Here is a 26561-nt window from a genome sequence, read left to right as displayed (position 1 = left end):
GGCAATATCGGAGAGCAAGCATGTTCAACCCCAGCGACGACGAGATCCGGTCGCTTGTCGACCAGATGACGGTTGCCGAGAAGGTCGATCTCTTAAGTGGACGCGGCTTGTGGAAGACGGCGGCGATCGAAAGACTGGGTATACCCTCGATCGTGATGACTGACGGCGCCTACGGCGTCCGCTACTCGACGACCCAGATCGATGCCGGCGACAACGACGAGGATAGTCTTCAAGCGTTTCTCGACGTCGTCGGCCAGCAGGGCAATGGATCGGGCGGAATGTTCGGCACCACCCGCCCGGCAACCTGTTTCCCGAACGGGAACCTGCTTGGTTGTTCGTGGGATGTCGACCTGGCCTATCGCATGGGCGCCGCATTGGCGGCCGAGTGCCAGGATTTCGGTGTCCACCTGCTGCTTGGCCCCGGCATCAACATTCGCCGCACCCCGCTCGCGGGCCGGGCCTACGAGTATTACTCCGAAGATCCTGTCATCAGCGGCGATATCGCGGCGGCGGTCATCTCGGGGCTGCAGGATAATGGTGTCGGTTCCTCGCTGAAGCACTTTGCCTGCAACAATTCCGAGATCGAACGAACGACCACCAGCTCGGATGTCGATGAGCGGGCCTTGCGCGAAATCTATCTGGCAGGCTTCGAGCGCGCGATCGAAAAGAGCACGCCGTGGACCGTGATGAGCGCCTACAATCCGCTGAACGGCATCCAGGCAGCCGAACATCCCTGGTTGCTCACATCGGTGCTGCGCGAGGAGTGGGGCTATGACGGTCTGGTCATGTCCGATTGGCATGCGATCAAGGATCGTGGCGCGGCGCTCAATGCTGGCACCGAACTCGACATGCCGGAAAGCCGGCCGCGCAAGGCGCGCCTGCTTGCGGCGATCGAAGCCGGGGATATCAAACCCGAGGTGATCGATGCGGCCTGCGCGAGGGTTCTGTCGCTGGTCGCCCAATGCAAGACGCATGAGCGGCGCGGCGTCACGGCGGACCTTGATGCTCACCATGCGCTGGCGCGCGACATCGCAGCGGAATCGATCGTATTGCTGCGCAATGAAGGCGCGGCGCTGCCTCTTGATCCCGCGCGATTGGGCAACCTCCTGATCGTTGGCGATGGCGCACTCACTCCCGTCATCCAGGGATCGGGCTCCGCCACCACGAATCCCTATCGCGTTGATAGCCCATTCAGCCAGATCTCCGCGCGGGCGGGGCAGGGCTTCAAGGTTCGGCACCTGCCTTTCTCATCATCCGCGCGTGATGATTTGTCGGCTTCGATTGGCGCGGTCGTCGACGCTGCGTCGGACGCCGATGCCATCCTGGTGTTTGCCGAAAACGAGCCAAGCTTGAATGGCGAAGGCAACGATCGCCACTCACTAAAGCTTGCCCCGAGCCATGACGCTCTCATCGCGGCCCTTTCGGCGACAGGCCGCAAGCTCATCGTCGTGCTCTCTATGCCTGATACGGTCGAGATGCCGTGGATCGAGGATGTCGATGCCGTGCTGGCCGGCTTCTACGCTGGGCAGGGCGGTGGCGAAGGCCTCGCCCGCATCCTGTTCGGCGAGCAGAACCCTTGCGGCAAGCTCTCAGCCAGCATGCCAGCTCGCATGCAGGACATTCCGGGATGGCATACCTATCCGGGCGAACGTGGCCGTCATCTCTATAGCGAAGGCATTTTCGTCGGTTATCGGTTCTATGATCTGAAGGCGATTGCGCCGGCATTTCCCTTCGGGCATGGGCTCAGCTACACCTCGTTCGTCTATGAGACGATCGAGATCGATCAGGACGAGATTGCCGCGGATACGGCCTGCACCGTGCGCGTCACTGTCCGCAACAGCGGCCCGGTCGCCGGCAAGGAAGTGGTCCAGCTTTATGTGCGTCCGCATGCGCCAGGCCTGAGACGGCCGGTCCGCGAACTCAAGGCCTTCAGCAAGGTGGATCTGCAGCCGGGCGAAGCGAAGACGGTGTGCTTCTCGCTGACGTCACGCGATTTCCGCTATTTCGACACGGCGCGCTCGGCCTGGGTTCTCGATGCCGAGGCCTTCGAGATCGAGGCAGCGGCCTCGTCGCGCGACATCCGTCTGTCCAAGATCGTGCCGTGTCGGCCACAAGCCGCCGCGCTGCCCGTCATCCTGCCCAATTCTCCCACCGCGATCGTCTTTGCGCATCCGAAGGCGGAGGCGGCCCTTGTTGACTTTATGGTTGCGGCGCTTTCGATCTCTGAGATCGAGGCGACAGCCCTTCTCGGCAAGACGAAGGGGTCTTTCCTCGGCTTTTACGACACGCTGAGCTGGTATGTCGGCGATAGCGTCAAGGAGAGTGATATCGCTCGGGTCTTCGCGCGCTTGAACGACGACGATGGCGACATTTTGCCGGGCTGAGGCCTGGCTAAAGGCGCGCCATGGCGCGGCCATGCGAAAATTGGTAAGCAAGCCGGGCAACCGATAGGACGATGCCATGACCGCCAGCCCCACTTTCCGCCATCCCGTTCCAGCCGATGCAGTCCGCTGCTTCGAGATCGAAACGGCCGCCTACGAAGGTGACGAGGCGGCGACGTTGGAGAAGATCGCCACACGTATCGCGCAATATCCCGAAGGCTTTCTGATCCTCGAGGCGGAAGGCGGGATCGCGGGCTTTATCAACAGCGGTTGCGCATTCGAAGTCGTGATGTCCGACGAGGCGTTCAAGGAACTGATCGGCCACGATCCGGCCGCGCCGAACGTCGTCATCATGTCGGTGGTCATTGATCCGGCTGAGCAGGGTAAGGGCTATTGTAAGCTGCTCATGCAACGTTTCATCCGGGACATGCGGGAAGCGGGCAAGAAGGGCATTCATCTGATCTGCAAAGAGCAGCACGTGGCCCTCTATGCGAAGATGGGCTACCGGTACACGCAGCCATCCGCCTCCGATCATGGCGGCGTGGCCTGGCACGAGATGGTCATGGACCTTTGACCGAGCGCCGAAAGGCACTCATCTCAGTGCAGGCCGCCCACACCCAGTAGCCGCTCGACGGCGTCGTGGTCTTGAGCCAGCGCCTGCGGCGTGCCGCTCCATGCCAATCTGCCACGCTCAAGGATGATGACCTGATCGGCGAATTCCAGCGCGCTCTGGATGCGCTGCTCGACGAGGAGGATGGTCATGTCGCCGGTCTTAGCGAGTTCGGCGAAAGCGGCCATCAGTTCCTCGCAGATGACGGGCGCCAGGCCCTCCAGCGGCTCGTCCAGCAACAGCACCGAGGGGCGGCCGAGAATGGAGCGGGCGGTCGAGAGCATCTGCTGTTCGCCGCCGGAAAGCTGGTTGCCGAGATTGCGGCGGCGCTCCTTGAGGCGCGGAAACATCTGGTAGGCTTCTTCGATCGCCGTCTTTAGGCGCCCCTTGAGGCCAACGAAGAGGTTTTCCTCGACCGTCAGCGTCGGGAAGATGCAGCGTGCCTGCGGCACATAACCCAATCCCTGGTGCGCCCGCGCCGCACTCGGTATCGCCGTGACATCGGCGGAACCCAGCTTGATGCGGCCGTCGTAGCGTTTTGTCTGTCCGGCAAGCGTTGCAAGCAGCGTGGTCTTGCCCATGCCGTTACGGCCGAGTACCGCAAGCCGCGCGCCGGCAGGAACCGAGAAGGAAACATGTTCGAGCACGCGCGTCGGGCCGTATCCGGCCGATAGGTTCTCGACCTCAAGCGACGTTGCTGGCATTGGCATAGCTCCCGAGATAGGCTTCGCGCACGCGCTCGTCCTTGGTGACATCGGCGGGCGAGCCGTCGAAAATGATGGCGCCGGCGGCGAGCACGATGACGCGCTTGGCGAAGCGGAAGACCAGGTCCATGTCGTGCTCGATCATCAGCACGGCCAGATCGGCGGGCAGGTCAGCTAGGGCCTGTTCGATGCGACCGGTATCGCTCTGCGGTACGCCGGCGGCCGGCTCGTCGAGTAGCAGCACCTTCGGTTTCAGCGCCATGGCGACGGCGATCTCCAGCAGCCGCTGCTGGCCGTAGGCGATCTCGTTGACCTTGCGGTGCATCAGGTTCTCGAGGCCCAGCGTTTGCAGCATGCCGGTGACCTCGTCCATGACACCAGGCATCGACAGAAAGTTGCCGAACATGCGGCCCGTCCGTCCGTCTCGCTGCAGGATGGCGAGCGCGACATGCTCGGCGGGCGTCATGTCCTGGAAAAGCCGGGTGACCTGGAACGAACGGACCAGCCCGCGCTTGACCCGGCCGGCTGCATCCACACGCGTCACGGTCTCGCCGCCCAGCCGGACATCGCCGGAATCAGGCGGCAGATTGCCGGTGACCAGATTGACGAAGGTGGTCTTGCCCGCGCCGTTCGGCCCGATGAGCGCGACGCGGTCGCCGGGATGCATCGAGATTGACACGTCGTTGGTGACAGCCAGGCCACCGAAGGATTTTTTCAGGGAGGCGACTTCGAAGACGGCGCTCATTCGGCGGCCTCCTTGCGTCGCGAAAAGAGGGCTGCGGCCGTGCCGTAAATGCCCTTCGGCGCGAAGAGAACGACGAGGATCAAGAGCGCGCCGACCATGGTCAGCCAATGGAAAGGATTGGCGGCCGAGACATAATCCTCGAATAACATGAAGATGACGGTTCCTGAGAGAGCGCCGAACAGCGAGCCAGTGCCGCCGAGCACGAGCATGACGAGGCTCTCGGCCGAAAGCGTGAAGGACAGGCTGTCGAGGCCGACGACCTGCGTCGAGATCGCGGCCAGCGCCCCGCCGACCCCGGCGACCGCGCCCGATATGACATACATCTTCATCAGCGCCGCCTTCGGCGATGCGCCCATCGCCTTGATGCGCAGCGGGTCTTCCTTGATGGCGCGGCATAGCATGCCGAAGGGAGAGCGCACCAGCAGGCGCAGCAAAACGAACACGACGAGAAGCAACACGACGCCAAAGACATAGGCGGTGTGACCATAGAGATCGAACTCGAAATAGCCGAGCAACGGATCGCTCGAAATGCCGGAGAGGCCGTCACTGCCGCCCGTCCAGGACGAGGCTTTGTTGGCCAATTCGTGGAAGAGGTTGATGAGCGCGATCGACAGCACCAGCTGTGGCAGCCCATGGGCGCGCAGGATGATCGCACCACAGATCAGCCCCGCAACCGCGCCGCCGACGATGCCTGCCAGCGTCATCAGCAACGGATCGGTGATGCCATAGTGGGCGGACACGATCCCCGCTGCATAAGCGCCGCTGCCGAACAAGGCTGCATGGCCAAGCGTGGCAATGCCGCAATAGCCGGTGACGAGGTCGAGCGACAGCACCAGCAGCGCAATGGCGATGATGCGCGTCAAGAGCGCCAGGTTGTCGGGAAACAACAGGTAGCCGATGCCGGCGAGCACAATGATTACCGCGATACCCGCGAGATCGCGACCTGCGGAGCGGTGGCGTCGGGCGGAGGCAGCGGTTGTGTCGGTGTTGGTATTCATGGCAAGCGTCATCCTATTTCGCCCTTCCGGCAAAGCCACGCGGGAAGATGCAGATGATGGCGATGACAGCGAGATAGAAGAAGAATTCACCGAACTCAGGCATCAGGTAACGGCCGGTCGTGTCGATGCCGCCGAGCACCAGGCAGGCGATCAATGCGCCGGGGATTGAGCCCGCGCCACCGACTGAGACGACGACCAGGAAGGTCACCATGTAGCGCAGCGCGTAGTATGGCTCGACCGGCAGCAGCTCGGCGCCAACAACGCCACCGAAGGCTGCAAGGCCGACTGCGACCGCGAAACTCAGCGCGTAGATGATCTCCGTGCGCACCCCAAGTGCCGCTGCCATCGCGGCATTGTCGACCGACGCGCGCAGCTTCACCCCGAAGCTCGTCCGCTCGATCGTGAACCAAAGTGCTACGGCGACGCCAAGGCCGCAGACGATCGCGAAGAGCCGGTGAACGGGAATGGTGCGGAAGCCGAGGTCGGCTGAGCCCTTCAGGCTCTCGGCCAATGGTATCGTCTTCAGCGTTGGTCCCATCGCATAGTTGGCGATGCCGATGATGCAGAAGGTGATGCCGATCGTCATCAGCACCTGCGTCAACTCGGGCGCGCCGTAGATGCGGCGATAAAGGAAGCGCTCCATCGGAATGGCAATGATGATCGTGCCGACCACGGCGGCGATGACGCCGATGCCGTAGCCGAGGCCAAGGTCGCGCACTGCATAGGAGGCGATATAGCCGCCGATCATCGCAAAGGCGCCGTGCGCGAGGTTGACGACCCGCATCAGGCCCATGGTCACCGAAAGGCCGATCGAGATCACGAACAGCACCATGCCATAGGCGAGCGCATCGACGGCTATGCTGAAGACAGTTTGCATGGGTTCGGTATGGTCCTTGTTATTGGCAGGCGGCAGTTCGCAGTTCTTGTGCCGGGTGGCCCCCACATCCGGCCCTAAGGGCTACCTTCTCCCTGTTGGGGAGAAGGGCTGTCAGGCACCGCGGTCACTTCCCCTCTCCCCTGCGGGGAGAGGGTAGGGTGAGGGGGCTACGGACGCAAAGGTCCGCCAGCCGCGTTGCTCACTTCAAAGCAGCAAGCCCCGGGTCGCCCTGCTTCTCGAAGGTCTGGATTTCCTTGTTGATGAACGTGCCGTCGTCGCCCTTGGCAACCTCGCGCAGATAGATGTTCTGCGTGATGTGGCGGCTCTCGGGATCGATGGAGACGGGTCCGCGCGGGCTTGTCCAGGCAAGGCCCTTGACCGCGTCAACAGCCTTTTGCGCATCCTGCTTGCCGCCGGTCGCTTCGATCATCTTGTAGATGACATGCATGCCGTCATAGGCGCCGACAGCCGGAAAGGTGAGCTCAGCGGGGTTGCCGATCGCCTTGCCGGCTGCCTCGACGAAGGCCTTGTTCTCAGGTGAAACGTGCGAGACGGCGTAGTGGAAGGTGGTGAGCATGCCGAGTGCCGCATCGCCGAGCGCCGGCAGGTCGGATTCCTGCGTCAGGTCACCGGGGGCGAAGAGCTGGATGTTGGCGCCCTTCAGGCCGTTCTCGTTATAGGCCTTGACGAAGCCGAGCGTCGTCGGGCCCGACGGCAGGAAGGCGAAGACGCCCTGGGCGCCGGAATCCTTGATGCGCTGCATGATCGGGCTGAAATCATTGGTGGCAAGCGGCATGCGGATCGCCTCGACGACCTCGCCGCCCGCCTTCTCGAACCCCGCCTTGAAGGCGTTCTCTGCATCGACGCCCGGCCCATAGTCGCTGACGACGGAGATGATCTTCTTGACACCCTTGTCGAAGGCGACCTGCGCCATCGGCGTCGATGTCTGCCAGGTGGTGAAGGAGGTACGCACCACGAGCGGGCTCTTGGTGACGATCGCCGAGGTTGCTGCGTTCATGACCACGAGCGGCGTCTTGGCCTGCTTGAGGATCGGCGTGACGGCCATCGCGTCAGGGGTGAAATAGAAGCCGGCCAGATACTGGACCTTTTCCTTGACCACCAGCTCCTGGGCGAGCGACTTCGACTGTGCGGGGTCGGCGGCGGGGAGGTCGCGGTAGATGATCTCGACCGTGTTGTCGCCGACCTTGTTGCCATTGGTCGCCATGTAGGCGTCGATTCCGGCCTTGAAGTTCTTGCCCTGCAGGGCGAACGGACCGGAGAACGGGCCAACCACGCCGACCTTGATCGTGTCGGCATAAGCGCCTGAACCCATGAGCAGGGCCGCGGCGGCGGCCAGAAGCAGCTTCCTCATTCTTTCTCTCTCCCTTTTAGGCGACTCCAACGCCTTACTAGCGCGCGGCTAAAGTTTTCAGGCCAGTTTGTCATGCGAAACGGTGATGTAAAATGAAATAAATGCCATAATTCATGCTCTACAAGTTATGCATCGGCGGTGCCGAGGCGGGCTATGTTACTCGCCAGTTCATGCGCCAGTCGCAGCGCGGCACCGGTGGCGATCGTCATCTGCGGCAGTACCAGCCATTCGAGCGTCCACGCCGCGCCGGAGCGCTCCTGTTCGTGCACCATCGAATGGTGGATGGCGGAGATCTGCGTCGCGTTGAAGCGGGCCAGTGCCACCAGTGTCTCGGCCGCGACCGGGTTCTGCTTGTGCGCCATGGCCGATGACCCGCCGCCACCCGTCAGTCCGATCTCGTCTCCGGCCTGCGCCATCAGCGCGACGTCTTGGCCGAACTTGCCGAGGCTGCCTGAAATCTGAGCGAGAAGCCCGGCAAATTCCGCGATGAAGGCCCGTTGGCTCTGCCATTGCTGGATATCGAGGAGATCAAGTTCCTGCGCCAGCGAGCTCCGAACCGCTGACGCCTTGTCGCCAAGCTTATCGAGCGTGCCGGCCGCCCCTCCGAACTGCAGGGGAAAGCGCAGCGCAGTCAGTGTCTCGCGGTAGCAGCCCAAGGGGGCGCGCCAAGCCTGCAGCCGGTCGGCAACGGTGATCGGAATTGCCGCCTGCATGCGGGTCCGGCCCATCAGCGGCTTGTCACCAAAGGTCTGTTGCAGCTCCCCGAGGCACAGCTCGAGGGCCGCCAGACGCGCCGCGAACACAAAAGCGACGGGCTTCAACCTAAGCATCAGGCTGCTATCGATGACGTCCTGGCTTGTGGCGCCGAGATGGACATGAGGGGACACGCCGCCGACGGCCGCGCGCAGCTGGCGAACGAGCTCGGGAACGACGACGCCGTCGCGGGCAGTGGCGGCGCGAAGAGCGGGGAGGTCGGCGCTGAAGGCGGCGCAGGCGGTTGAAATCGCCTGCGCGGCAGCGTCAGGGATGACGCCATGGGCGGCCTCGGCGCGTGCAAGTGCCCCCTCGAATTGCAGCATGGCGCGGATATCGGCCTCGGCGGTGAACCAGGCCGACGCCTCCGCATCGCCAACAAGGCCGGAGAGAAAGGGGTGGTCGAAGGCAGTCGCGCCCATGTGTCGTCCCGTTGTTCATGGTCTTCGGCGGATGTGGAATGAACGGTTCCGCTCCGTCGTCAGATGTCGAGAAACACGGTCTCGTTTTCGCCCTGCAGTCGGATGTCGAACGTATAGGTAGAACCATCGCGTGCGGCAATAAGCGTTGCGACGCGATCCCGGTGTTCGATGCGCTGAAGCAGCGGGTCCGCGCCGTTCGCTTCGGTTTCTTCCGGAAAATACATGCGCGTTTGCAGGCCGACATTGATGCCGCGCGCGACGATCCAGAAGCTGATATGCGGCGCCTGTCTGCGCCCGCCCTTGAAGGGAACCTTCCCCGGCCTGACGGTGTCGAAGCTATAGACGCCATCCTCGGCGCGGGTTGGGCAGCGGCCCCAGCCGGTGAAATTCGGATCGGCGGCGCCGCGCATTTCCGACGGGCTGTTATAGAGCCCGGCGCTGTCGGCCTGCCAGATCTCGATGACGGCATCGCGCACCAGCGCGCCGGCGCCATCGAAGATGCGGCCGGTGACGGTGATCCGCTCGCCAAGCGTCTTGTCGTTGACCATCGCGACGCCGAGATCGCGTTCGTACACGTCCCCGATGTCGCAGAAATTCGGCGTCAGGCCGATATGGACGTAGGGGCCGGCCGTCTGCGACGGCGTTTCCTTGAGATAGCGCAATTCCTGGGCCATCAGTTGCCCTCCAGCTTGTTTTCGAACATCGTCGAGCGGCGGCCACGCAGCACGATGTCGAACCGGTAGGCTCGGCTGTCCATGGGAATCGTATTGCCCCAATCCATCGGCGCGATCAGCTGTTCGATGGCGGCCTTGTCGGGGATGGTGCCGACGATCGGACACTTCCAGATCATCGGGTCGCCTTCGAAATACATCTGTGTGATCAGGCGCTGCGAGAAACCGTGGCCGAAGATCGAAAAGTGGATGTGCGCCGGGCGCCAGTCGTTGACACCGTTCGGCCATGGATAGGCGCCGGGCCTCACCGTACGGAAGAAATAGCGGCCGTCCTCATCGGTGATCGCGCGCCCGCACCCGCCGAAGTTCGGATCGATCGCCGCCAGGTAGCTTTCCTTCTTGTGGCGGTATCGCCCGCCGGCATTGGCTTGCCAGAACTCGACCAGAACGCCGGCCTGCGGCCGACCGCGTTCATCGAGCACCTGTCCATGGACGATGATACGTTCGCCGATGGCGCTTTCGCCGGGCTTGGCGAAGTTGTGGAGCAGATCATTGTCGAGTTCGCCGATCATCGCATGGCCGAAGACCGGGCCCGTGATCTCCGAGATCGTGCCGTCGAGCGAAAGAAGCGCACGCTTCGGCGAGCGCAGGACCGAGGTCTTGTAGCCGGGCGCATAGGCAGGCGGATGCCAGCTTAGGTCGCGGGCGAAGAAGGCGCCCGTCTCGGGCTTGCGGTTCGGTATTTCGGACATGACTTCCTCTCAAGCCGCCTTTTCGGCGTCCATCTGTTCGAAGACCTGCTTGGCGATCTTGATCGCGTGGTTGGCGGCCGGGACACCGGCGTAGATCGCCACATGCAGCAGCGCTTCGCAGATGTCGTCTCGGCTAGCGCCTGTGTTTGATGTGGCGCGCACGTGCATGGCCACCTCGTCGTCCTGTCCGAGTGCGGCCAGAAGCGCGATCGTGACGATAGAGCGCTCGCGCTTGGTCAACCCCGGGCGCGACCAGACGTGGCCCCAGGCTGCCTCGGTAATGAGGTCCTGAAACGGTTTGTCGAATGCCGTCGAAGCGGCTTCGGCACGATCGACATGGCTGTCGCCCAGAACGGCACGGCGGGTCGCCATGCCTTGCCTGTAGCGCTCGGAGGCAAGCGGAGTGTCACTCATGAGCTTTTCCATCTAATGCGAAGTCGATGAATGCGCGGATCACCGCCGTCAGCGCCTCGGGCTGCTCTACGCAGGGAATATGGCCGGCATCGCGGATGATCTCGTAGCGAGCATTGGGGATCAACTGCGCCAGCGATTTGACGAGGTCGGGCGGCGTCGAACCGTCCTGATCGCCCACAATGCAGATCGTCGGAACGGCGATCGCCTTCGCCGCTTCGGTAAGATCGGCATCGCGCACGGCAGCGCAAGTGGCGATGTAGCCGGCCACCGGCTGGCGGACGAGCATGTTGCAATAGCCGTTATAGGCTGTGTTTTCCGGGCGGCGGAAAGCCGGTGTGAACCAGCGCTCCATGATGGCATCGCACATGATGTCGATGCCGTTTTCTTCAATCGCCGAGATACGCGTGTTCCAGCTGTCGGCGGTGCCGATCTTGTGGGCCGTGTCGCAGAGGATAAGCGCGCTGACGAGATCCGGCCGCTGCCGGTAAAGCGACTGGGCAATCAACCCGCCGACCGAAAGGCCGCAAATAATCGCCTTCTTGATCGCAAGCGTTTCCATGAGGCCGATCAGGTCCGATGCGTGATCCTCGATCGTGTAGGGCGTCTGGCCGACATCGGAGAGACCGTGTCCGCGCTTGTCGTAGAGCAGTATGGCGAAGTCGCCCGCCAGCCGGACGATCACGTCGCGCCATATGCGGAAATCGGTGCCAAGCGAATTCGCAAAGACAAGAACCGGCTTGTCGGCCGGACCGCCGATAACCTGGTAGTGGATCGCGATGTCGTTGACGCGGGCAAACTGCACTGGAAACTCCTCCTGAAAGGAAATTGAATGTTTAATCTGGTTAGGTAAAATGATATTTCGTGGCGATCCTATAACTCTGGAGTTATGTAAGAGATGATCGACAGCCGCATAAAGTTCCGCCATCTGCAAACCTTTGTCGAGGTCGCGCGCCAGAAAAGCGTGATGAAGGCGGCAGAGCTGCTGCATGTCAGCCAACCCGCGGTGACCAAGACAATCCGAGAGCTTGAAGGCGTTCTGGGCGTCGAAGTCTTCGAGCGCGACGGCCGCGGCATCAAGATCACGCGATACGGCGAGGTTTTCCTGAAACACGCCGGCGCGGCGCTGACGGCGCTGCGGCAGGGGCTCGATTCGGTCACGCAGGAGCGCATCGGCGATGCGCCACCGATCCGCATCGGCGCCTTGCCGACAGTATCGACGAGGATCATGCCGCGGGCGATGCAGCTCTTCCTGAAGGAGAACACCTGGAGCCGCCTGAAGATCGTGACCGGCGAGAATGCCGTGCTGCTCGAGCAGCTTCGCGTCGGCGATCTCGACCTTGTGGTGGGGCGGCTTGCAGGGCCGGAAAAGATGACAGGATTTTCCTTCGAGCATCTTTACTCGGAGCAGGTGGTCTTCGCGGTGCGCGCCGGCCATCCGCTGCTCAAGGCAAGGCAGTCGCACTTCAATGCGCTCGGTGACTACACGATCCTGATGCCTACGCGTGCTTCGATCATCCGCCCCTTCGTGGAGGGGCTCCTGATCGCCAACGGTGTGCCCAGCCTTCCCAACCAGATCGAAACGGTCTCGGACAGCTTCGGTCGCGCCTTCGTGCGCGCGAGCGATGCCATCTGGATCATCTCCGCCGGTGTCGTTGCCAACGACATCGAGGATGGCGCGCTGGCGGTTCTGCCGATCGATACGAGCGAGACCAAGGGCCCCGTGGGCCTGACCATGCGCAACGACGCCGTCCCGTCGCTACCGCTTTCGATCCTGATGCAGACCATTCGCGAGGCGGCTAGGGATGTAGCGGCCAGCGTGCCCGGTTCAAAGCCGGACGCTCAGAAGGGCAATCCGACGTAGTTTTCGGCCAGCACCGTCGCTGCGGCATTGGAGTGCGTGAGATAATCGAGCTCCGCTTCCTGGATCTTTTGGCCGAAGTCGTCGGTATCAGGGAAACGGTGCAGCATGGTCGTCATCCACCAGGAGAAGCGGACTGCCTTCCAGACACGCGACAGCGCCCGCTGCGAATAGGCGTCGATCCCGGCGCGCGAACGCTCCGCGTAATATTCCGAAAGGCCTGAAAACAGATAGTGCACGTCGCTGGCCGCAAGGTTCAGACCCTTGGCGCCTGTCGGCGGAACGATATGGGCGGCGTCGCCTGCGAGAAACAGTCGACCGAAGCGCATGGGCTCGGCAACGAAGGAGCGAAGCGGGGCGATTGACTTTTCGAAGGACGGGGCGGTCTGCAGCGCTTCGGCATGATGCGTGGGCAAGCGGCGGCGAAGCTCGTCCCAAAAGCGCTCGTCGCTCCAGTCCTCGATTTTTTCGTCGAGCGGGGCCTGGATATAGTAGCGGCTGCGGGTTTGCGAGCGCATCGAACAGAGCGCGAAACCACGCGGATGGTTGGCATAGACAAGCTCATGACTGACGGGCGCGACATCGGCCAGAATGCCGAGCCAACCGAAAGGGTAGACCCTCTCGAAGGTGCGGATCGACCGCTCCGGCACCGCCTTGCGGCTGACACCGTGGAAACCGTCGCATCCGGCAATGAAATCGCAGTCGATGCGATGGGTCACGCCATCCTTCTCATAGGTTATGTAAGGATTATCACCGTCGAAATCGCGCGGAGTGAAGTTGGCCGCCTCGTAGATGGACGTCGCGCCGCTTGCTTCGCGGTGTTCCATCAGGTCGCGGGTCAGCTCCGTCTGGCCATAGACCATGACGCGCTTTCCGCCGCTCAAGCCGACGAGATCGATGCGATGGTCACGCCCGTCGAATGCGAGCGAGAAGCCGTCATGGAGCAACCCTTCGGCATGCATTCGGCCACCGGATTTTGCCCGGTCCATCAGATCGACCGTGCCTTCCTCCAGTACGCCCGCACGCACGCGGCCGAGAATGTAATCCTTGGAGACACGGTCGAGTATGACGTTGTCGATGCCGGCCTCGGTCAGCAGTTGGCCGAGCAGCAGCCCTGCGGGCCCCGAGCCGATGATGGCGACTTTGGTGCGCATGTTTCCTCCCAGCTTCCTCTCCCCCGAAGCTCAACGGCGCGTCAGGCGCGCTCCAGCGCGATGGCGATCCCCTGGCCCACGCCGACGCACATGGTCGCAAGGCTGAAGCGTCCGCCGCTGGCGGCCATCTCCAGCGCCGCCGTGCCGGTGATGCGCGCGCCCGACATGCCGAGCGGGTGGCCGAGCGCGATCGCGCCGCCGTTGCAGTTGACGCGCGGGTCGTCGTCGGCGATGCCGAGCTGGCGCAGCACCGCGAGACCCTGGCTGGCGAAGGCCTCGTTGAGTTCGATGACATCGAATTGCTGCTGGGTCATGGACAGCCGAGCCATCAGCTTTCGCGAAGCGGGCACCGGGCCGATCCCCATGACGCGAGGCGGCACACCGGCTGATGCGCCACCGAGAATGCGGGCGATCGGCGTCAGGGCGTATTTCTTGATGGCTGTTTCCGAGGCGATGATCAGCGCTGCGGCGCCGTCGTTAACGCCCGACGCATTGCCCGCGGTGACGGTGCCGCCCTCGCGCTTGAATGGCGTCCCGAGCTTGGCCAGCGCTTCGAGCGTCGTGGCGCGTGGATGTTCGTCCCGATCGACGACAACTGGGTCACTTTTACGCTGAGGGATCGAAACCGCGACGATTTCGCTGGCAAGTCTGCCATTCTGCTGAGCCGCCGCCGCTTTCTCCTGGGACCTTAGCGCGAAGGCGTCCTGATCCTGCCGGCTGACCTTATAGTCTTCGGCAACGTTCTCGCCGGTTTCGGGCATGGAATCGACGCCGTAGAGCTCTTTCATGAGAGGGTTGACGAAGCGCCAACCGATGGTCGTGTCGTGGATTTCGGCATGGCGCGAGAATGCTGTATCCGCCTTGGGCATGACAAATGGCGCGCGCGACATGCTTTCGACGCCGCCCGCGATCATCAGTTCGGCCTCGCCAGCCTTGATCGCCCGCGCAGCCGCGATGATGGCGTCCATGCCGGAGCCACACAGGCGGTTGATCGTCGTGCCCGGCACGCTTGCCGGCAGGCCGGCGAGGAGCAGTGACATACGGGCAACGTTGCGATTGTCTTCGCCGGCCTGGTTGGCGCAGCCGAAAATGACATCGTCCACCGCTTCCCAATCCACCGAGGCGTTGCGTGCAATCAGTTCGCGCAGAGGCACCGCGCCCAGATCGTCGGCTCTGACGGAGGCGAGCGCGCCGCCGAAGCGGCCGATCGGTGTGCGGATATAGTCGCAGATATAGGCTTCGGTCATGCTTCACCTCCCGAAAGCGTCGGCACGATCAAATCCAGGACCGGCCCGTCCATATGAAGCCGTGCACCGGTCATGGCCTGCAGATCCTCGATCGCTAGGCCCGGCAGCTTTTCCCGAAGCACGAAACGGCTGTCGACGATGTCGATCACCGCGTGGCTGGTATAGACGCGGGTGATGCAGCCGACGCCGGTCAGCGGGAAGGTGCATTTCTCGACCAGCTTCGGCTCGCCATTCTTGGTCACGTGTTCGGTAATCACGAAGACATGTCGCGCGCCGTGCACGAGGTCCATCGCGCCGCCAACGGCCGGAACGCCCTTCGAGCCCACGCGCCAATTGGCGAGGTCACCGTTCTCGGCAACCTGGTAGGCCCCCAAGATCGCGACATCGAGATGGCCGCCGCGCACCATGGCAAAGCTGTCGGCGTGGTGAAAGAAGGCGGCGCCGGGATTCAAGGTCACGGCGCGTTTGCCCGCGTTGATCAGATCCCAATCCTCTTCGCCCGCCGGCGGCGCCTCGCCGAAGTCGAGGACGCCGTTCTCCGTATGAAAGATCGCCTGTCTGCCGGGCGGCTGGTAACGCGCCACCATCTCGGGAAAGCCGATGCCGAGATTGACATAGGCGCCGTCGGCGATGTCCTGCGCGGCACGCCAGGCGATCTGCGCGTTCGAGAGCTTGTTGTCGTTGCTCATGGGTGTGTCGCTCCCTCGCGGATCAGCTCTTCTTCCTGTTTGGGATTTGCAATCTCGACGACGCGATCGACGAAGATGCCGGGCGTCACGACGTGCTCGGGGTCGATGCCGCCGGGGGGCACGAGGCTTGAGACCTGAGCGATCGTTTGCGCGGCCGCCATGCACATCAGCGGATTGAAGTTGCGGCCGGCCTTGCGATAGGTGAGGTTGCCGTGAGTGTCGCCGACATGCGCCTTGACGATCGCGAAATCGGCCTTCAGCCAGCGTTCCTGCACATAGGGCCGGCCATCAAACTCGGCGATGACCTTGCCTTGTGCAAGTTCGGTTCCGTAGCCTGTCGGCGTGTAAAAAGCCGGGATGCCGGCGCCGCCGGCGCGGATCCGCTCAGCAAGTGTCCCCTGCGGGACGAGCTCAAGCTCGATCTCGCCGGCGAGATATCTGTCCGTGAACGCTCGGGGATCGGAAGAGCGGGGGAAGGAGCAGATCATCTTGCGGACCATGCCCGCATCGATCATCGCCGCGATGCCGATGCGCCCGTTGCCGGCGTTGTTATTGATAACGGTCAGGTTCCGAGGCCCCTTGTCGATCAACGCATGGATCAGTTCGATCGGCGCACCGGAGCCGCCGAAACCACCGATCATCACGACCGCCCCATCGCCAATCCCGTCGACCGCCTCGGCCGCGCTTCGCACTGTCTTGTCCATCGATCCTCCATCGCCGCCTGTCACCGGCAGCGCGCCAATTTGTAGGCGAGGGCGGTGTGGACGGCAATCGTGTTTGTGCGGTATGTAATATTTGTTCGAATATCGCACAGTGGAGTCGGTACATGCAGGTGAAGGAACGTGACATCATGGGTGGCCTCGCCAAGGGGCTAAAGGTGATCGAGGCGTTCACGGCCGAGCACCCGCGTCTCAGCATCTCTGAGGCCGCGGACATATCGGGCTACGACCGCGCCACGACGCGCCGATGCCTTCTGACGTTGGCGGAACTCGGCTACTGCGCCTATGACGGCAAGTATTTCACGGTGACGCCGCGCGTGCTGCGGCTTGGAACCGGATGCCTAGCCTCCATGCCGTTGCCGCGCATCGTCCAGCCATGGCTCGATCGGCTGTCGGAGGAGATCGGCCAAAGCACGTCGGTCTCGATTCTCGATGATGCAGAGATCGTCTACGTGGCGCGCGCCTCACAGCGCCGGGTCATGTCGATCGCTCTGATGCCAGGGTCGCGGCTCCCCGCCTATTGCACGTCGATGGGACGCGTTCTCTTGGCAGCACTTCCTTCGGAGCGGGCGCAGGAATTACTCTCGGCCGAACCGCTCGCGCAACGCACACCGAAGACGCAGACGGACGTGGGGGAACTCCAACGCATCCTGCAGGATGTGAAGGCCGCCGGCTACGCGTCCATCGACCAGGAGGTCGAGATTGGCCTTCGGTCGGTCGCGGTACCACTGGTCGGCGCGCGCGGGCAAACGCTGGCGGCGCTAAATGTCGGTCTGGCGGCGACGGAAGAGCCGATGCGGGCCATGGTGTCGCGCTATCTTCCGGCGCTGCTGCGGATAAAGGCCGAGCTGAGCGGAATTCTGGTCTAGGCCTCAGCTATCCTGCTTCAGCAAACCGCGCGCCAGCGCATGCTCGACACCGCCTTCGATATGTGCGGCAAGGATTTTCTTGGCCGAACCGGCATCACGTTCGAGCGCGGCATCGAGAAGCGCCTGATGCTCGCGCGACGCCACATCGCCGCGGTAAGATAGTGCCACCATCTGATAGCGCAGATACTTGTCGAAAATGACCGAGTGCGTCTCGATCAGAAGCTTGGAGCCACAGGCCGAAATCAACGCCTGGTGAAACTCCCAGTCGTATCGTTTCCAGTCTTCGGCGCGGCTGGCATCACCGGTCGCCATCAGTCGTTCCAGGCTGGCAAGCTTGTAGTGGGCGGATACGAGGCGCGCCTCCCACTCCATGTCGCCCTGCGCGAAGGACTGCTCCAGCGCATGCGTCTCCAGAAGCAACCGCAAGGCGGCGATCTCCTTGAGGTCGGCGACGGAGACCGGGCACACCTGGAATCCTCGCTGGCCCTCCGCCAGCACCAGCCCCTCCGAGGAAAGACGGTTCAGGATCTCACGCAACGTGCTGATCGAGGTCTCGTAGGATTCCTTCAGCGCATCCAGCTTCAACTTTTGGCCCGGTGCGAGCCGGCCGAAGATGATGTCGGCACGGATGCGGCGATAGCTGCTCTCCGCGATTGTCTCGTTTTCTGTCTGCTGCAACATCACGATGCTCTGCTATTTCGATGCGAACTGTGGTGTGCACGTTACCTCATTGTCACAGCCGCTGAAATCCTATCGTCTGCCATATTTAAGAAAGACATAGGAAAGGCAATCTGCTGTATGATTTCCAAATCATGGCGACTGGAGCCCGCGTAACGCAATGCTGAAGAAAACGGGAGAGACGGCCGAAACCGTCAGCGAGGTCGTCTTTCGGCAGATCCGTCAGGATATCATTTCCGGCATCTTGCCGCCGGGATCCAAGATCAAGCTGGAACAGGCGCGCGAACGCTATTCGATCAGCGTCTCGCCGCTGCGGGAAATCCTCAGCCGCCTGACGACGGAAAATCTGGTCGTCGCCGAGGGGCAGAAGGGTTTCGAGGTCAGCCCGGCCTCGCGTCGCGAACTGCTTGAGCTTGCGGACCTCCGCGTGGTGCTCGAAACCCACGCCCTCGATCTCGCTTTCGCCGCAGGCGATCTCGAGTGGGAGGCCTCCATCGTTGCGGCGCACCACAAGCTGGCGGCTGCGGAACGGCGACTTCTCGCCGGCGATGCCTCGCGCACCATCGAATGGGTGCGATATGACTGGGAGTTCCACCAGGCGATCGTCTCGGCGTGCAACTCCGCGACGCTGATGGCGACGCTTTCCTCGGTGTTCGACCGCTTTCTGCGCTATCACATGCTGGCCGAGAGCTTCCGCGGCAAGCCGGTGGTCGAGGATCACCGGGCGCTCTTCGACTTCGCGCTTCGGCGGGATGCGGAGCAGGCCAAGACCGTGATCCGCCGGCATGTGCATAGTGGCGTCGAGCACATCCTGAAGAGCGGCATCGTCGCCTGACCGCATGCTGTTCCCGGCCTAGTCGCTATCGCGCGGCAGGCCCTCCGGGCGCATCTGCTTCTTCAGTGCCGCGATGCGGAAGATGGCATTGGCCGCGCCATAACCTCGATAGCGCTTGCGCTCGACGATCTCGAAGAAGAAGCCTTCGCCGTAGGTGCCGCTGTAGAGCTGGAAATACTCGCCGTGCTCATCGCGGTCGTAGAGAATGTTGTGTTCCTTCAGCCGCTCGGTGAGATCGGGATCCAGCCCAAACCGCGCCTCAACATCCCCGTAGTAGTTCGGCGAAATGTGAAGCGGCTTGAAGCCGGCCTTTCGCAATGCGTCGGCGGTGGCGAAGATATCGTCGGTACTGAAGGCAAGATGCTGGATGCCCGATCCGAACTTCTCAGCGATGAAATGTCCGGCGAGCGTCCGCCTGTTTTCGGCGCCGTTGAGCGTGATCCGCAGCGATCCCTCCGCGTTCTCCACCACCTGGCTGCGCACGACGCCACCAGGATCGATGATATCGACCATTGGCGTCTTTTCGGTCGCGAAGATCGAGGTGTAGAAGAGCAGCCAGGTCAGCATTTCGTCGTAGGCGACGGTCTGCGCGATGTGGTCGATGCCCAGCAGACCTGAGCTCGAAGCCGATTGCTGTTCATCGAGGGGGATGAAGTCGACTTCCGCGAAGCGGCCGAGCGGCGATGTTTCATCGATCAGATAGACGATACCTCCGCCGACGCCGCGGATTGCCGGAAGCTCGAGTTCGCCTTCGGCGACCGGCTGCAGGAAAGGTTCGGCATTGAGTGCCACCGCGCGCCGGTGGGCCTCCCAGGCATCGTCCACGACAAGCGCGAATGCATAGGCAAGCGTCCCGTGAACGGCGTAGGCCGCATTGGCAAAGCCCGCCTGGTCGATATTGACGAGAATGCGGATGCCGCCCTGTTCGTAGAGGCTGACCTCCTTGCTGCGATGCTTGGCCGTCTTGCGAAAGCCCAGCACCTCAAGGATGCCGATCAGCTCGGCCGCATCGCCTTCATCGGCCGTGAATTCGACAAAACCGACACCTTTCACCGTCGCGCGCGGCGGCATGGGCTTTCCAATCGGGTTGTCGCCGCCGAGGCTACGGCGCACCTGATCGCCCAGATAGATCAGCGAACGATGGCCGTCGGCCGCGATCTCGCGCGTCGAGCCGCCACGGAACTGGTCGTTGAAGATCTCCAGCGAATAGTAGCCGTCATACCCGGTCGCGGCGATCGCGGATGTAAAGGCGGTCACCGGCAGGTCGCCTTCACCGGGCATGTTGCGGAAGTGTCGCGACCAGTAAAGCAGATCCATGTCGATCTGCGGCGCGTCCGCCAGCTGGACGATGAAGATTTTCTCCTTCGGGATGGAGCGGATGGAATTGATGTCGATCTTGCGTGAGAGGCTATGAAAGCTGTCCAGCACCAGGCCGATATTGTCGTGGTCGGCACGACGCACGATCTCCCAGGCGTCGCGGTGGTCGTTGATATGGCGTCCCCATGCCAGCGCCTCGTAGCCGACGCGCAGGCCCCGCGCCGCCGCGCGCTCACCCAGTTCGCGGAAGTCGGCAGCGGCGCGGTCGAGGCCGCCGAGCGAGGCGGAGGAGACGTTCGAGCAGACGAGGACGAGGTCCGTGCCGAGCTGCTGCATGATATCGAACTTGCGTTCGGCGCGGTCAAAGGTGCGGCTGCGCAGCGGCTCCGGCATGCCCTCGAAATCACGGAACGGCTGGAACAGCGTGATCTTCAGGCCGAGATCGCGGGCCATCTTGCCGACATCGGCGGGGCTGCCGTCAAAGGCCAGGAAGTCGTTCTCGAAAATCTCCACGCCGTCAAAGCCCGCCCGCGCGATCGCTTCCAACTTCTCCGGCAGCTCGCCGCTGATCGAAACCGTCGCTATCGAGGTTTTCATCTCGCTCATCCTCCTTGGCCGATATCGTCGTGATAATCATTATGACGAATGTCGTGAGAAGTTCAATTCAACGTTTGAAAATAGAAGTCTCATACGATTTGCAAAAACTATGTTGATTTATCGGTCCGTGTAAGGCAGTTTTGGTCTCACAGTCGGAGGAGAAGGAAGGCTGTGCGGTCGCAACGACCATTGAGGAGGAGAAAAAGATGTTGAAATCCATGTTGTCACGTCGCAACGCCATGCTTGGCGCGGCCGCTCTGCTCACCGGCATCGCGCTGGCTCAGCCGGCCGCCGCCGTCACCCCGGAAGAAATCAAGGCCCGCGGCAAACTGATCGTCGGCATCCAGGGCGACAATCCGCCATGGGGCTTCGTCACCAGCGCCGGCAAGCAGGACGGCTTCGATGCCGACATGGGCGCGCTTTATGCCAAGGAACTCGGCGTCGAAGTCGAGTTCGTGCCGCTTGAAGTCAACAACCGCATTCCCGCGCTGACTTCAGGTCGCGTCGACGTTCTCTTCGCAACGATGGCCATGCTGCCCGATCGCGCCAAGGCGGTTCAGTTCAGCCAGCCCTACAATGCCAATGCCATCGTGCTGATCGGGCCGAAGAGCAAGTCGATCAAGACGAATGACGACATGGCCAACATGACCATTTCCGTGGCGAAGGGTGCTGCACAGGATACGCAGGTCACCAAGAATGCACCGGCTTCGGCCACCATTCGCCGTTTCGATGGCGATGCGGCTAGCGTCCAGGCTCTGGTATCCGGGCAGGCGGAGGCCCTCGGCGGCAACATCTTCTACATGGATCGCGTCGAGAAGGCGCGTCCCGGCGAATTCGAGAACAAGCTCGAGTTCCAGAAGCTCTACAATGGTGCCTGCACCCGCCTGGGGGAGAAGGAAATCAACGCCTCGCTCAACACCTTCATCGACAAGATCAAGGCGAACGGCGAGCTGAAGAAGATCTACGACAAGTGGATGAAGGTTCCCGTACCGGAATTCCCGGCGAGCCTCGAAGGCATTCCCTTCGCTGCAAACTAAGCCCTTCCTGATGGGCGATGCGACGGCGGCGCATTGAAGGCGGCCGCCGCCGCTTGGCCGCGGCGATGAATGTCTCGTGCCGAACGCGGGAGCGATGATGAGCAAGACGATTTTTGTACTGAACGGGCCGAACCTCAATCTTCTCGGTCAGCGGGAGCCGCATATCTATGGCTCGACGACGCTCGCCGAGATCGAGCAACGCTGTGCGGCCAAGGCGCGCGACCTCGGCTTCGAGGTGGATTTTCGCCAGACCAATTTCGAGGGAGCGCTGATCGAGAGCATTCACGAGGCGCGCCAGAAGGCGTGCGGGATCATCATCAACCCTGCTGCTTTCACCTTTACGTCGATCGCGGTTCTCGATGCGCTGAAGACCTTCGATCCGCCGAAGATCGAACTGCACATCTCCAATGTCCATGCCCGCGAGAGCATCTACCACAAGTCCCTGATCTCGCCGATCGCGACGTCGATCATGATCGGTTTCGGTGCGGATGGGTACGAGCTGGCGATCCAGGCCATGACGCAGCTGGTCGCTCGCAGCCGCTGACCGGACAGGAAAGGCCAGAAACAAACCCATGAACTATACACTGGACTTCACGCCTGTCATCGACGGTCTGCCAAGCCTGTTGCTTGCCTGTCTCGGTACGTTCCTGCTGGCGATCTCGGGCATGCTGCTTGCGGTCCTGATCGGCATCGGCGGCGTCATGCTGCGCGATTCCCGCTTCAAGCCGGTGCGCTGGCTGGTGATCGGCTTCGTCGAGATCATCCGCAACACGCCTTTCCTGGTGCAGATCTTCTTCATCTATTTCGCCCTGCCGCTCGCCGGCATCAGGCTCGATCCGACGCCGACGGCGATCATCGCGCTCGGCATCAATGGCGGCGCCTACGCGATCGAGATCATTCGCGGCGGGGTACAGTCCATCCCCGCGGGTCAGAAGGAAGCCGGCCTGGCGCTTGGCCTGCATAAGGCGCAGGTCTTCCGCTTCATCGTGCTGAAGCCCGCGCTTCGGGCGATTTACCCGTCGCTGACCAGCCAGTTCGTGCTTTTGACGCTGTCTACCAGCATCTGCTCGGCGATCTCGGCCTACGAACTGACCTCGGTCTCGCAAAGGATCGAGTCGGAAAGCTTCCGCAGCTTCGAGGTCTACTTCACCGTCACGGTTTTCTATCTCGTGATCTCCTGGGTGATGATGCGCCTCTTCGGCCTCTTCTCATCCCGCTACTTCAATTACCCGGTCAAGTAGGAGGCTCCCATGGGTCGCGATGAATTCATCTTCCTGTTGATCGGCCTGAAGTGGACCGTGGTACTCTCCGTCGTTGGCTTCATCTGCGGCTCGATTGGCGGTCTCATAATCGCGCTGCTGCGGACCTGTGGCCTGCCGCTTCTGGAAAGGCTGACAGCCGGCTACATCGCGGTCTTTCAGGGCACGCCGCTCCTGATGCAGCTCTTCGTCGTCTATTACGGGCTGGCGCTCGTGGGCCTGAAGCTCGACGCGTGGGTCGCGGTCGCCATCGGGCTGACGTTGCATGCCAGCGCTTATCTCGGCGAGATCTGGCGCGGTTCGATCGAGGCCGTGCCGCGCGGGCAGACCGAGGCGGCCAAGGCGCTCAGCATCAAATACGTCTCGCGCATGAAGGACGTGATCCTGCCGCAGGCGATCCGCATATCGCTACCAGCCACGATCGGCTTCCTGGTGCAGCTGATCAAGGGGACGTCGCTCGCCGCCATTGTCGGTTTCACCGAGCTGACGCGCGCTGGCAACATCATCTCCAACCAGATCTTCGAGCCGCTGACGGTCTTCGGCATCGTCGGCATCCTCTATTTCATCATGTGCTGCCCGCTGACGATCCTCGGTGCCCGCCTCGAGCGGCGCTTCGCGATGTCGGCGCGCTGAGTACGGATGCCTGTCCGGGAGAATTGAGCCATGACCACTATGTCGAAGACAACAACTGACCCAATGATCCGCCTGGCGCAGGTCGAGAAATGGTACGGCGCCTTTCAGGCATTACACGATATCAACATGGATGTCCGCCAGGGCGAGCGGATCGTGCTCTGCGGCCCCTCGGGCAGCGGCAAATCAACGCTGATCCGCTGCATCAACCACCTGGAGAGCTATGAAAAGGGCGAGATCCGCGTCGGCGGCACGCTGCTCGGACATCGCTCCAAGGATATCGACGCCATCAGGCGCGACGTCGGCATGGTGTTTCAGCAGTTCAATCTCTTTCCGCATCTGACCGTGCTGCAGAATTGCATGCTGGCGCCGATGCGCGCGCTCGGCCTTGGCAAGGCGGAAGCGGAAGAGCGCGCACGCAGCCTGCTCGACCGCGTCAAGATCCTCGAACAGGCCGAGAAATATCCGGCGCAGCTTTCCGGCGGCCAGCAGCAGCGCGTGGCGATTGCGCGTGCGCTCTGCATGCGGCCGAAGGTGATGCTGTTCGACGAGCCGACATCGGCGCTCGATCCTGAGATGGTCAAGGAAGTGCTCGATACGATGATCGGCCTCGCGGAGGAGGGGATGACGATGATCTGCGTCACCCACGAGATGGGCTTTGCCCGCCAGGTCGCCGATCGCGTCATCTTCATGGCGAGCGGCGCGATCATCGAGGAGGCACCGCCCGCCACATTCTTCAGCAATCCGAGGCACGAGCGCACGCGCAAGTTCCTTGGCGAAATTCTGCGTCACTGAAAGTTTTCGGCATGATTTCCGGCACCACCAGGATCATCGCCCATCTGGGCTATCCGACGGAGACCTTCAAGTCGCCGCTGATCTACAACCCGTATTTCGAGAAACACGGCATTGATGCCGTCGTCGTGCCCATGGGCTGCCGGGCGGAGGATTTTCCGGAATTCCTGAGGCTCGTGTTCCGCCTGTCGAACATCCACGGCGCGTTGATCACCATGCCACACAAGGTCACCACCATGGGCCTGCTCGACGAACTGTCGACCCGTTCTCAGGTCGCGGGCGCCTGCAATGCCATCCGGCTGGATGAACATGGCCGGCTGATCGGCGACATGTTCGATGGCGAGGGTTTTGTGCGCGGCGTGCTGCGCAAGGGCAGGCGGGTATCTGGCGCCGATGTGCTCGTCGTCGGTTCCGGCGGCGTCGGTTCCGCGATCGCCGCATCGCTTGCCGCTACCGGCGTTCGAAGGCTCGCGATTTTCGACGCGAACGCGGCGGTCATGGACGGCCTGATGGGACGGCTTCGCCAGCATTATCCCGACGTGGACGTCACGGCCGGCTCGCGTGATCCTGACAAATTCGACATCGTGGTGAACGCGACGCCGCTCGGCATGAAGAGCGACGATCCGCTGCCGATCGATGTGTCGCGGTTGTCTCCCTCAACCTTTGTGGGCGAGGTCGTGATGAAGCAGGAGATCACGCCCTTTCTCGAGGCGGCGCGCGCCGCCGGCTGCGACTTCCAGGTGGGCACCGACATGCTGTTCGAGCAAATCCCCGCTTACCTCGAATTCTTCGGCTTCCCGACCACAACGGCCGATGAGCTCAGATCCGTTGCCCGTATAGGCTGATGTTGGTCGGGCTGCGAATCAAGCCGCCACAAGTCAAATCTGCGACCGTATCTCGTCAGCAATCGTATGGAGATGTTCCGAGCCGATTGCGCCGACGAGGCTATAACCGAGTCCGTTCCTGGCCCAGCTCCATCCTCGAATATCGTGCTGGTCGCTTGCGACCATGGGCTTGTCCTGGTCGACCTGCATGCGCCGGGTCAGCATCACCAATCGGTTCCCCTTGTCGTCGTCGTACATCAGCATGAGCCCGGATCCATGCGGCGTCGGAACCACGCGGCCGCCCATCAGCCGGTAGCCGGCCTTGCTGAGATCGGGGATGATGGCCGGACCACCGATCGTCACGGAAACCAGGTTTTTCAGATCGTCGCTGCCATCAGCCCTGACCTCGACCGGTCGCAGGCGATCAGCGGCAAATGCGCTGTAACTCGCAGACGCTTCCTGCGCCAAGGCGGCAACACCTTCCGTCGGAGGCATGCTGTAACCCTTCAGCAGCCAGCCGCCAGAGGCGCCGACCGCCAACAATACGACGGCAGCGGCCACCATTGGCGCAATCCGAATTTTGTTAGTCGGGCGCTTTCTGTCGATGATGTTGGCGAGGTTCAGCCGGCTTGGGATAGGCTCGGCTGCGATCGGAGCCAGGGCAGATCTAAGCGCCGTAGAACCTTGCTGATAGGCGGAGACACGCTTCGCGGCATCCTTGTTCGTTTCAAGGAATGAAGCCACGTCCTGCTGTCGCTCTGCATCCAAGGCGCCGTCGACAAAGGCCTGAAGGTCATCCTCGTTGATCGGTCTATTCGTCATTTGATCCTCCGGATAAATGGACCAACAGGTTTGGCGCTCGTTGGTTTGGTCTCAAGGATAAGCCTCAGTTGCTCGCGTGCACGAGACAGGCGCGACATCACGGTTCCGACGGGTACGTCGAGTACGGTAGCCGTCTCCGCATAGCTCAGGTCCTCGACCGCGACCAATAGCAGGATGCTCCGATAGTCGGGCGGCAGACGCTCGATGGCGGCAAGAACGTCCTGACCGAACAGCGTGTCGTCCTGGCTGGCATCCACCGTCGCGGTCGCCTCCGGCATCTCGTCGATCGTCACGATGCCCGCGCGTCTGACGTCCTGGCGTATTTTGTTGACCGCGAGATTGTGAAGGATCGCGAATACCCAGGAGCGGGCATTTGCATCGCGTCGGTGCGTCCAGTTCGTGACGACCCGCTCGAGGCAATCCTGGACGATATCGTCAGCCGCTTCGCGATCGCGGATCAGGCCGCGCGCGTATCGCCTCAGCGCCGGGATCATCGGCTCTACCTGTGTCAGCAGATCATCCATGTCTCAAATCC

The 26561-nt window shown here is 62.4% G+C and carries 29 protein-coding genes; 11 read left to right on the top strand and 18 right to left on the bottom strand.

Going from position 1 to position 26561, the window contains the following annotated elements:
* Positions 1–20: 20 nt before the first annotated feature.
* Together ACODTZ_RS05025 and ACODTZ_RS05020 are read left to right on the top strand one after the other, a co-directional pair.
* Complete coding sequence (locus tag ACODTZ_RS05025) at positions 21–2384, top strand: beta-glucosidase family protein (RefSeq protein ID WP_489024191.1); 2364 nt, start codon at positions 21–23, stop codon at positions 2382–2384.
* Positions 2385–2460: 76 nt separating this feature from the next.
* On the top strand, positions 2461–2955 hold the full coding sequence (locus ACODTZ_RS05020; RefSeq protein ID WP_489024189.1) for a GNAT family N-acetyltransferase: 495 nt from the start codon (positions 2461–2463) through the stop codon (positions 2953–2955).
* A gap of 23 nt (positions 2956–2978) precedes the next feature.
* On the opposite strand, the gene ACODTZ_RS05015 is transcribed toward ACODTZ_RS05020, so the two are convergent.
* The 10 genes from ACODTZ_RS05015 to pcaD form a co-directional block, all read right to left on the bottom strand.
* Positions 2979–3695, bottom strand: coding sequence for an ABC transporter ATP-binding protein (locus tag ACODTZ_RS05015; RefSeq protein ID WP_489024187.1), 717 nt, complete (start codon positions 3693–3695; stop codon positions 2979–2981).
* Positions 3676–4440 carry an ABC transporter ATP-binding protein gene (locus tag ACODTZ_RS05010; protein WP_489024185.1) on the bottom strand — a complete coding sequence of 255 codons (765 nt, stop codon included), beginning with the start codon at positions 4438–4440 and terminating at the stop codon, positions 3676–3678. Before ACODTZ_RS05010 ends, ACODTZ_RS05015 begins: the two co-directional genes overlap by 20 nt.
* Positions 4437–5450 (bottom strand): branched-chain amino acid ABC transporter permease, encoded by a 1014-nt coding sequence (locus tag ACODTZ_RS05005; protein ID WP_489024183.1) that lies wholly within the window; start codon positions 5448–5450, stop codon positions 4437–4439. The genes ACODTZ_RS05010 and ACODTZ_RS05005 overlap by 4 nt, the downstream gene beginning before the upstream one ends.
* Before the next feature lies 1 nt (position 5451).
* Positions 5452–6315, bottom strand: a complete 864-nt coding sequence (locus ACODTZ_RS05000) for a branched-chain amino acid ABC transporter permease (protein WP_489024181.1) — start codon at positions 6313–6315, stop codon at positions 5452–5454.
* Between the two features lie 199 nt (positions 6316–6514).
* Entirely contained in the window at positions 6515–7687 is a 1173-nt protein-coding gene (locus tag ACODTZ_RS04995; protein ID WP_489024179.1) for an ABC transporter substrate-binding protein, read from the bottom strand.
* A gap of 125 nt (positions 7688–7812) precedes the next feature.
* Positions 7813–8862 carry a 3-carboxy-cis,cis-muconate cycloisomerase gene (locus ACODTZ_RS04990; protein ID WP_489024177.1) on the bottom strand — a complete coding sequence of 350 codons (1050 nt, stop codon included), beginning with the start codon at positions 8860–8862 and terminating at the stop codon, positions 7813–7815.
* Positions 8863–8921: 59 nt separating this feature from the next.
* Entirely contained in the window at positions 8922–9536 is a 615-nt protein-coding gene (pcaG, locus tag ACODTZ_RS04985; protein ID WP_489024175.1) for a protocatechuate 3,4-dioxygenase subunit alpha, read from the bottom strand.
* Positions 9536–10285, bottom strand: a complete 750-nt coding sequence (gene pcaH / locus ACODTZ_RS04980; RefSeq protein WP_111562499.1) for a protocatechuate 3,4-dioxygenase subunit beta — start codon at positions 10283–10285, stop codon at positions 9536–9538. The genes pcaG and pcaH overlap by 1 nt, the downstream gene beginning before the upstream one ends.
* A 9-nt stretch (positions 10286–10294) precedes the next feature.
* The gene (gene pcaC, locus ACODTZ_RS04975) at positions 10295–10699 is read right to left on the bottom strand and encodes a 4-carboxymuconolactone decarboxylase (RefSeq protein ID WP_489024173.1); all 405 of its coding nucleotides are present in this window, start codon (positions 10697–10699) and stop codon (positions 10295–10297) included.
* Positions 10692–11501, bottom strand: a complete 810-nt coding sequence (gene pcaD, locus ACODTZ_RS04970) for a 3-oxoadipate enol-lactonase (RefSeq protein ID WP_489024171.1) — start codon at positions 11499–11501, stop codon at positions 10692–10694. Before pcaD ends, pcaC begins: the two co-directional genes overlap by 8 nt.
* Before the next feature lie 93 nt (positions 11502–11594).
* Here pcaD and pcaQ point away from each other — a divergent pair, with 93 nt between their 5' ends.
* Positions 11595–12560, top strand: a complete 966-nt coding sequence (gene pcaQ / locus ACODTZ_RS04965) for a pca operon transcription factor PcaQ (protein ID WP_489024169.1) — start codon at positions 11595–11597, stop codon at positions 12558–12560.
* On the opposite strand, the gene pobA is transcribed toward pcaQ, so the two are convergent.
* The 4 genes from pobA to ACODTZ_RS04945 are packed head-to-tail and all read right to left on the bottom strand — an operon-like array spanning position 12539 to position 16351.
* Positions 12539–13711 (bottom strand): 4-hydroxybenzoate 3-monooxygenase, encoded by a 1173-nt coding sequence (pobA, locus tag ACODTZ_RS04960; protein ID WP_489024168.1) that lies wholly within the window; start codon positions 13709–13711, stop codon positions 12539–12541. The genes pcaQ and pobA overlap by 22 nt on opposite strands.
* Before the next feature lie 41 nt (positions 13712–13752).
* The gene (gene pcaF / locus ACODTZ_RS04955; protein WP_489024166.1) at positions 13753–14958 is read right to left on the bottom strand and encodes a 3-oxoadipyl-CoA thiolase; all 1206 of its coding nucleotides are present in this window, start codon (positions 14956–14958) and stop codon (positions 13753–13755) included.
* Positions 14955–15647 carry a CoA transferase subunit B gene (locus ACODTZ_RS04950; protein WP_489024164.1) on the bottom strand — a complete coding sequence of 231 codons (693 nt, stop codon included), beginning with the start codon at positions 15645–15647 and terminating at the stop codon, positions 14955–14957. Before ACODTZ_RS04950 ends, pcaF begins: the two co-directional genes overlap by 4 nt.
* Positions 15644–16351, bottom strand: coding sequence for a 3-oxoacid CoA-transferase subunit A (locus ACODTZ_RS04945; RefSeq protein WP_489024162.1), 708 nt, complete (start codon positions 16349–16351; stop codon positions 15644–15646). Before ACODTZ_RS04945 ends, ACODTZ_RS04950 begins: the two co-directional genes overlap by 4 nt.
* Before the next feature lie 122 nt (positions 16352–16473).
* On the opposite strand from ACODTZ_RS04945, the gene ACODTZ_RS04940 reads away from it, so the two are divergent.
* Complete coding sequence (locus ACODTZ_RS04940) at positions 16474–17235, top strand: IclR family transcriptional regulator domain-containing protein (protein WP_489024160.1); 762 nt, start codon at positions 16474–16476, stop codon at positions 17233–17235.
* Between the two features lie 3 nt (positions 17236–17238).
* Here the strand turns inward: ACODTZ_RS04940 and ACODTZ_RS04935 are convergent, their stop codons facing one another.
* Complete coding sequence (locus ACODTZ_RS04935) at positions 17239–17916, bottom strand: GntR family transcriptional regulator (protein WP_112435482.1); 678 nt, start codon at positions 17914–17916, stop codon at positions 17239–17241.
* Between the two features lie 157 nt (positions 17917–18073).
* Here ACODTZ_RS04935 and ACODTZ_RS04930 point away from each other — a divergent pair, with 157 nt between their 5' ends.
* Entirely contained in the window at positions 18074–18748 is a 675-nt protein-coding gene (locus ACODTZ_RS04930) for an FCD domain-containing protein (protein WP_112435481.1), read from the top strand.
* Positions 18749–18766: 18 nt separating this feature from the next.
* On the opposite strand, the gene ACODTZ_RS04925 is transcribed toward ACODTZ_RS04930, so the two are convergent.
* Positions 18767–20662: a bifunctional sugar phosphate isomerase/epimerase/4-hydroxyphenylpyruvate dioxygenase family protein gene (locus tag ACODTZ_RS04925; protein ID WP_489024157.1), complete on the bottom strand. Its 1896-nt coding sequence runs from the start codon at positions 20660–20662 to the stop codon at positions 18767–18769.
* Positions 20663–20868: 206 nt separating this feature from the next.
* On the opposite strand from ACODTZ_RS04925, the gene ACODTZ_RS04920 reads away from it, so the two are divergent.
* The 6 genes from ACODTZ_RS04920 (at position 20869) to ACODTZ_RS04895 (ending at position 25225) form a co-directional block, all read left to right on the top strand.
* The gene (locus ACODTZ_RS04920) at positions 20869–21699 is read left to right on the top strand and encodes a transporter substrate-binding domain-containing protein (RefSeq protein ID WP_489024155.1); all 831 of its coding nucleotides are present in this window, start codon (positions 20869–20871) and stop codon (positions 21697–21699) included.
* A 97-nt stretch (positions 21700–21796) separates the two neighbouring features.
* Positions 21797–22243: a type II 3-dehydroquinate dehydratase gene (gene aroQ, locus ACODTZ_RS04915; RefSeq protein WP_489024153.1), complete on the top strand. Its 447-nt coding sequence runs from the start codon at positions 21797–21799 to the stop codon at positions 22241–22243.
* Between the two features lie 28 nt (positions 22244–22271).
* A complete protein-coding gene (locus ACODTZ_RS04910) occupies positions 22272–22940 on the top strand; it encodes an amino acid ABC transporter permease (RefSeq protein ID WP_047514235.1) in 669 nt (222 codons plus the stop codon).
* A 9-nt stretch (positions 22941–22949) separates the two neighbouring features.
* Positions 22950–23591: an amino acid ABC transporter permease gene (locus tag ACODTZ_RS04905; protein WP_047514238.1), complete on the top strand. Its 642-nt coding sequence runs from the start codon at positions 22950–22952 to the stop codon at positions 23589–23591.
* A 63-nt stretch (positions 23592–23654) separates the two neighbouring features.
* On the top strand, positions 23655–24383 hold the full coding sequence (locus ACODTZ_RS04900) for an amino acid ABC transporter ATP-binding protein (protein ID WP_489024803.1): 729 nt from the start codon (positions 23655–23657) through the stop codon (positions 24381–24383).
* 11 nt (positions 24384–24394) lie between these two features.
* The gene (locus ACODTZ_RS04895) at positions 24395–25225 is read left to right on the top strand and encodes a shikimate dehydrogenase family protein (RefSeq protein ID WP_209235231.1); all 831 of its coding nucleotides are present in this window, start codon (positions 24395–24397) and stop codon (positions 25223–25225) included.
* A 33-nt stretch (positions 25226–25258) separates the two neighbouring features.
* On the opposite strand, the gene ACODTZ_RS04890 is transcribed toward ACODTZ_RS04895, so the two are convergent.
* Together ACODTZ_RS04890 and ACODTZ_RS04885 are read right to left on the bottom strand one after the other, a co-directional pair.
* On the bottom strand, positions 25259–26026 hold the full coding sequence (locus ACODTZ_RS04890; protein WP_209235230.1) for an anti-sigma factor family protein: 768 nt from the start codon (positions 26024–26026) through the stop codon (positions 25259–25261).
* Positions 26023–26550, bottom strand: coding sequence for an RNA polymerase sigma factor (locus ACODTZ_RS04885; protein ID WP_489024149.1), 528 nt, complete (start codon positions 26548–26550; stop codon positions 26023–26025). The genes ACODTZ_RS04890 and ACODTZ_RS04885 overlap by 4 nt, the downstream gene beginning before the upstream one ends.
* Positions 26551–26561 lie beyond the last annotated feature (11 nt).

The sequence above is a fragment of the Rhizobium sp. FG113 genome, from assembly GCF_057809895.1.
This window is presented reverse-complemented; position numbering and strand designations above follow the sequence as displayed.

Coding starts and splice junctions, on each gene's coding strand:
- ACODTZ_RS04930 (WP_112435481.1), top strand. CDS start 18,074: ATGCTGAAGAAAACGGGAGAGACGGCCGAAACCGTCAGCGAGGTCGTC.
- ACODTZ_RS05010 (WP_489024185.1), bottom strand. CDS start 4,440: ATGAGCGCCGTCTTCGAAGTCGCCTCCCTGAAAAAATCCTTCGGTGGC.
- pcaF (WP_489024166.1), bottom strand. CDS start 14,958: ATGACCGAAGCCTATATCTGCGACTATATCCGCACACCGATCGGCCGC.
- ACODTZ_RS05025 (WP_489024191.1), top strand. CDS start 21: ATGTTCAACCCCAGCGACGACGAGATCCGGTCGCTTGTCGACCAGATG.
- pcaG (WP_489024175.1), bottom strand. CDS start 9,536: ATGGCCCAGGAATTGCGCTATCTCAAGGAAACGCCGTCGCAGACGGCC.
- ACODTZ_RS04945 (WP_489024162.1), bottom strand. CDS start 16,351: ATGGACAAGACAGTGCGAAGCGCGGCCGAGGCGGTCGACGGGATTGGC.
- ACODTZ_RS04920 (WP_489024155.1), top strand. CDS start 20,869: ATGTTGAAATCCATGTTGTCACGTCGCAACGCCATGCTTGGCGCGGCC.
- ACODTZ_RS04940 (WP_489024160.1), top strand. CDS start 16,474: ATGCAGGTGAAGGAACGTGACATCATGGGTGGCCTCGCCAAGGGGCTA.
- pcaQ (WP_489024169.1), top strand. CDS start 11,595: ATGATCGACAGCCGCATAAAGTTCCGCCATCTGCAAACCTTTGTCGAG.
- ACODTZ_RS04890 (WP_209235230.1), bottom strand. CDS start 26,026: ATGACGAATAGACCGATCAACGAGGATGACCTTCAGGCCTTTGTCGAC.
- ACODTZ_RS04935 (WP_112435482.1), bottom strand. CDS start 17,916: ATGTTGCAGCAGACAGAAAACGAGACAATCGCGGAGAGCAGCTATCGC.
- aroQ (WP_489024153.1), top strand. CDS start 21,797: ATGAGCAAGACGATTTTTGTACTGAACGGGCCGAACCTCAATCTTCTC.
- ACODTZ_RS04910 (WP_047514235.1), top strand. CDS start 22,272: ATGAACTATACACTGGACTTCACGCCTGTCATCGACGGTCTGCCAAGC.
- ACODTZ_RS05020 (WP_489024189.1), top strand. CDS start 2,461: ATGACCGCCAGCCCCACTTTCCGCCATCCCGTTCCAGCCGATGCAGTC.
- ACODTZ_RS04905 (WP_047514238.1), top strand. CDS start 22,950: ATGGGTCGCGATGAATTCATCTTCCTGTTGATCGGCCTGAAGTGGACC.
- ACODTZ_RS05000 (WP_489024181.1), bottom strand. CDS start 6,315: ATGCAAACTGTCTTCAGCATAGCCGTCGATGCGCTCGCCTATGGCATG.
- ACODTZ_RS05005 (WP_489024183.1), bottom strand. CDS start 5,450: ATGACGCTTGCCATGAATACCAACACCGACACAACCGCTGCCTCCGCC.
- pobA (WP_489024168.1), bottom strand. CDS start 13,711: ATGCGCACCAAAGTCGCCATCATCGGCTCGGGGCCCGCAGGGCTGCTG.
- ACODTZ_RS04950 (WP_489024164.1), bottom strand. CDS start 15,647: ATGAGCAACGACAACAAGCTCTCGAACGCGCAGATCGCCTGGCGTGCC.
- pcaC (WP_489024173.1), bottom strand. CDS start 10,699: ATGAGTGACACTCCGCTTGCCTCCGAGCGCTACAGGCAAGGCATGGCG.
- ACODTZ_RS04925 (WP_489024157.1), bottom strand. CDS start 20,662: ATGAAAACCTCGATAGCGACGGTTTCGATCAGCGGCGAGCTGCCGGAG.
- pcaH (WP_111562499.1), bottom strand. CDS start 10,285: ATGTCCGAAATACCGAACCGCAAGCCCGAGACGGGCGCCTTCTTCGCC.
- ACODTZ_RS04990 (WP_489024177.1), bottom strand. CDS start 8,862: ATGGGCGCGACTGCCTTCGACCACCCCTTTCTCTCCGGCCTTGTTGGC.
- ACODTZ_RS04900 (WP_489024803.1), top strand. CDS start 23,655: ATGATCCGCCTGGCGCAGGTCGAGAAATGGTACGGCGCCTTTCAGGCA.
- ACODTZ_RS04885 (WP_489024149.1), bottom strand. CDS start 26,550: ATGGATGATCTGCTGACACAGGTAGAGCCGATGATCCCGGCGCTGAGG.
- ACODTZ_RS04895 (WP_209235231.1), top strand. CDS start 24,395: ATGATTTCCGGCACCACCAGGATCATCGCCCATCTGGGCTATCCGACG.
- ACODTZ_RS05015 (WP_489024187.1), bottom strand. CDS start 3,695: ATGCCAGCAACGTCGCTTGAGGTCGAGAACCTATCGGCCGGATACGGC.
- ACODTZ_RS04995 (WP_489024179.1), bottom strand. CDS start 7,687: ATGAGGAAGCTGCTTCTGGCCGCCGCCGCGGCCCTGCTCATGGGTTCA.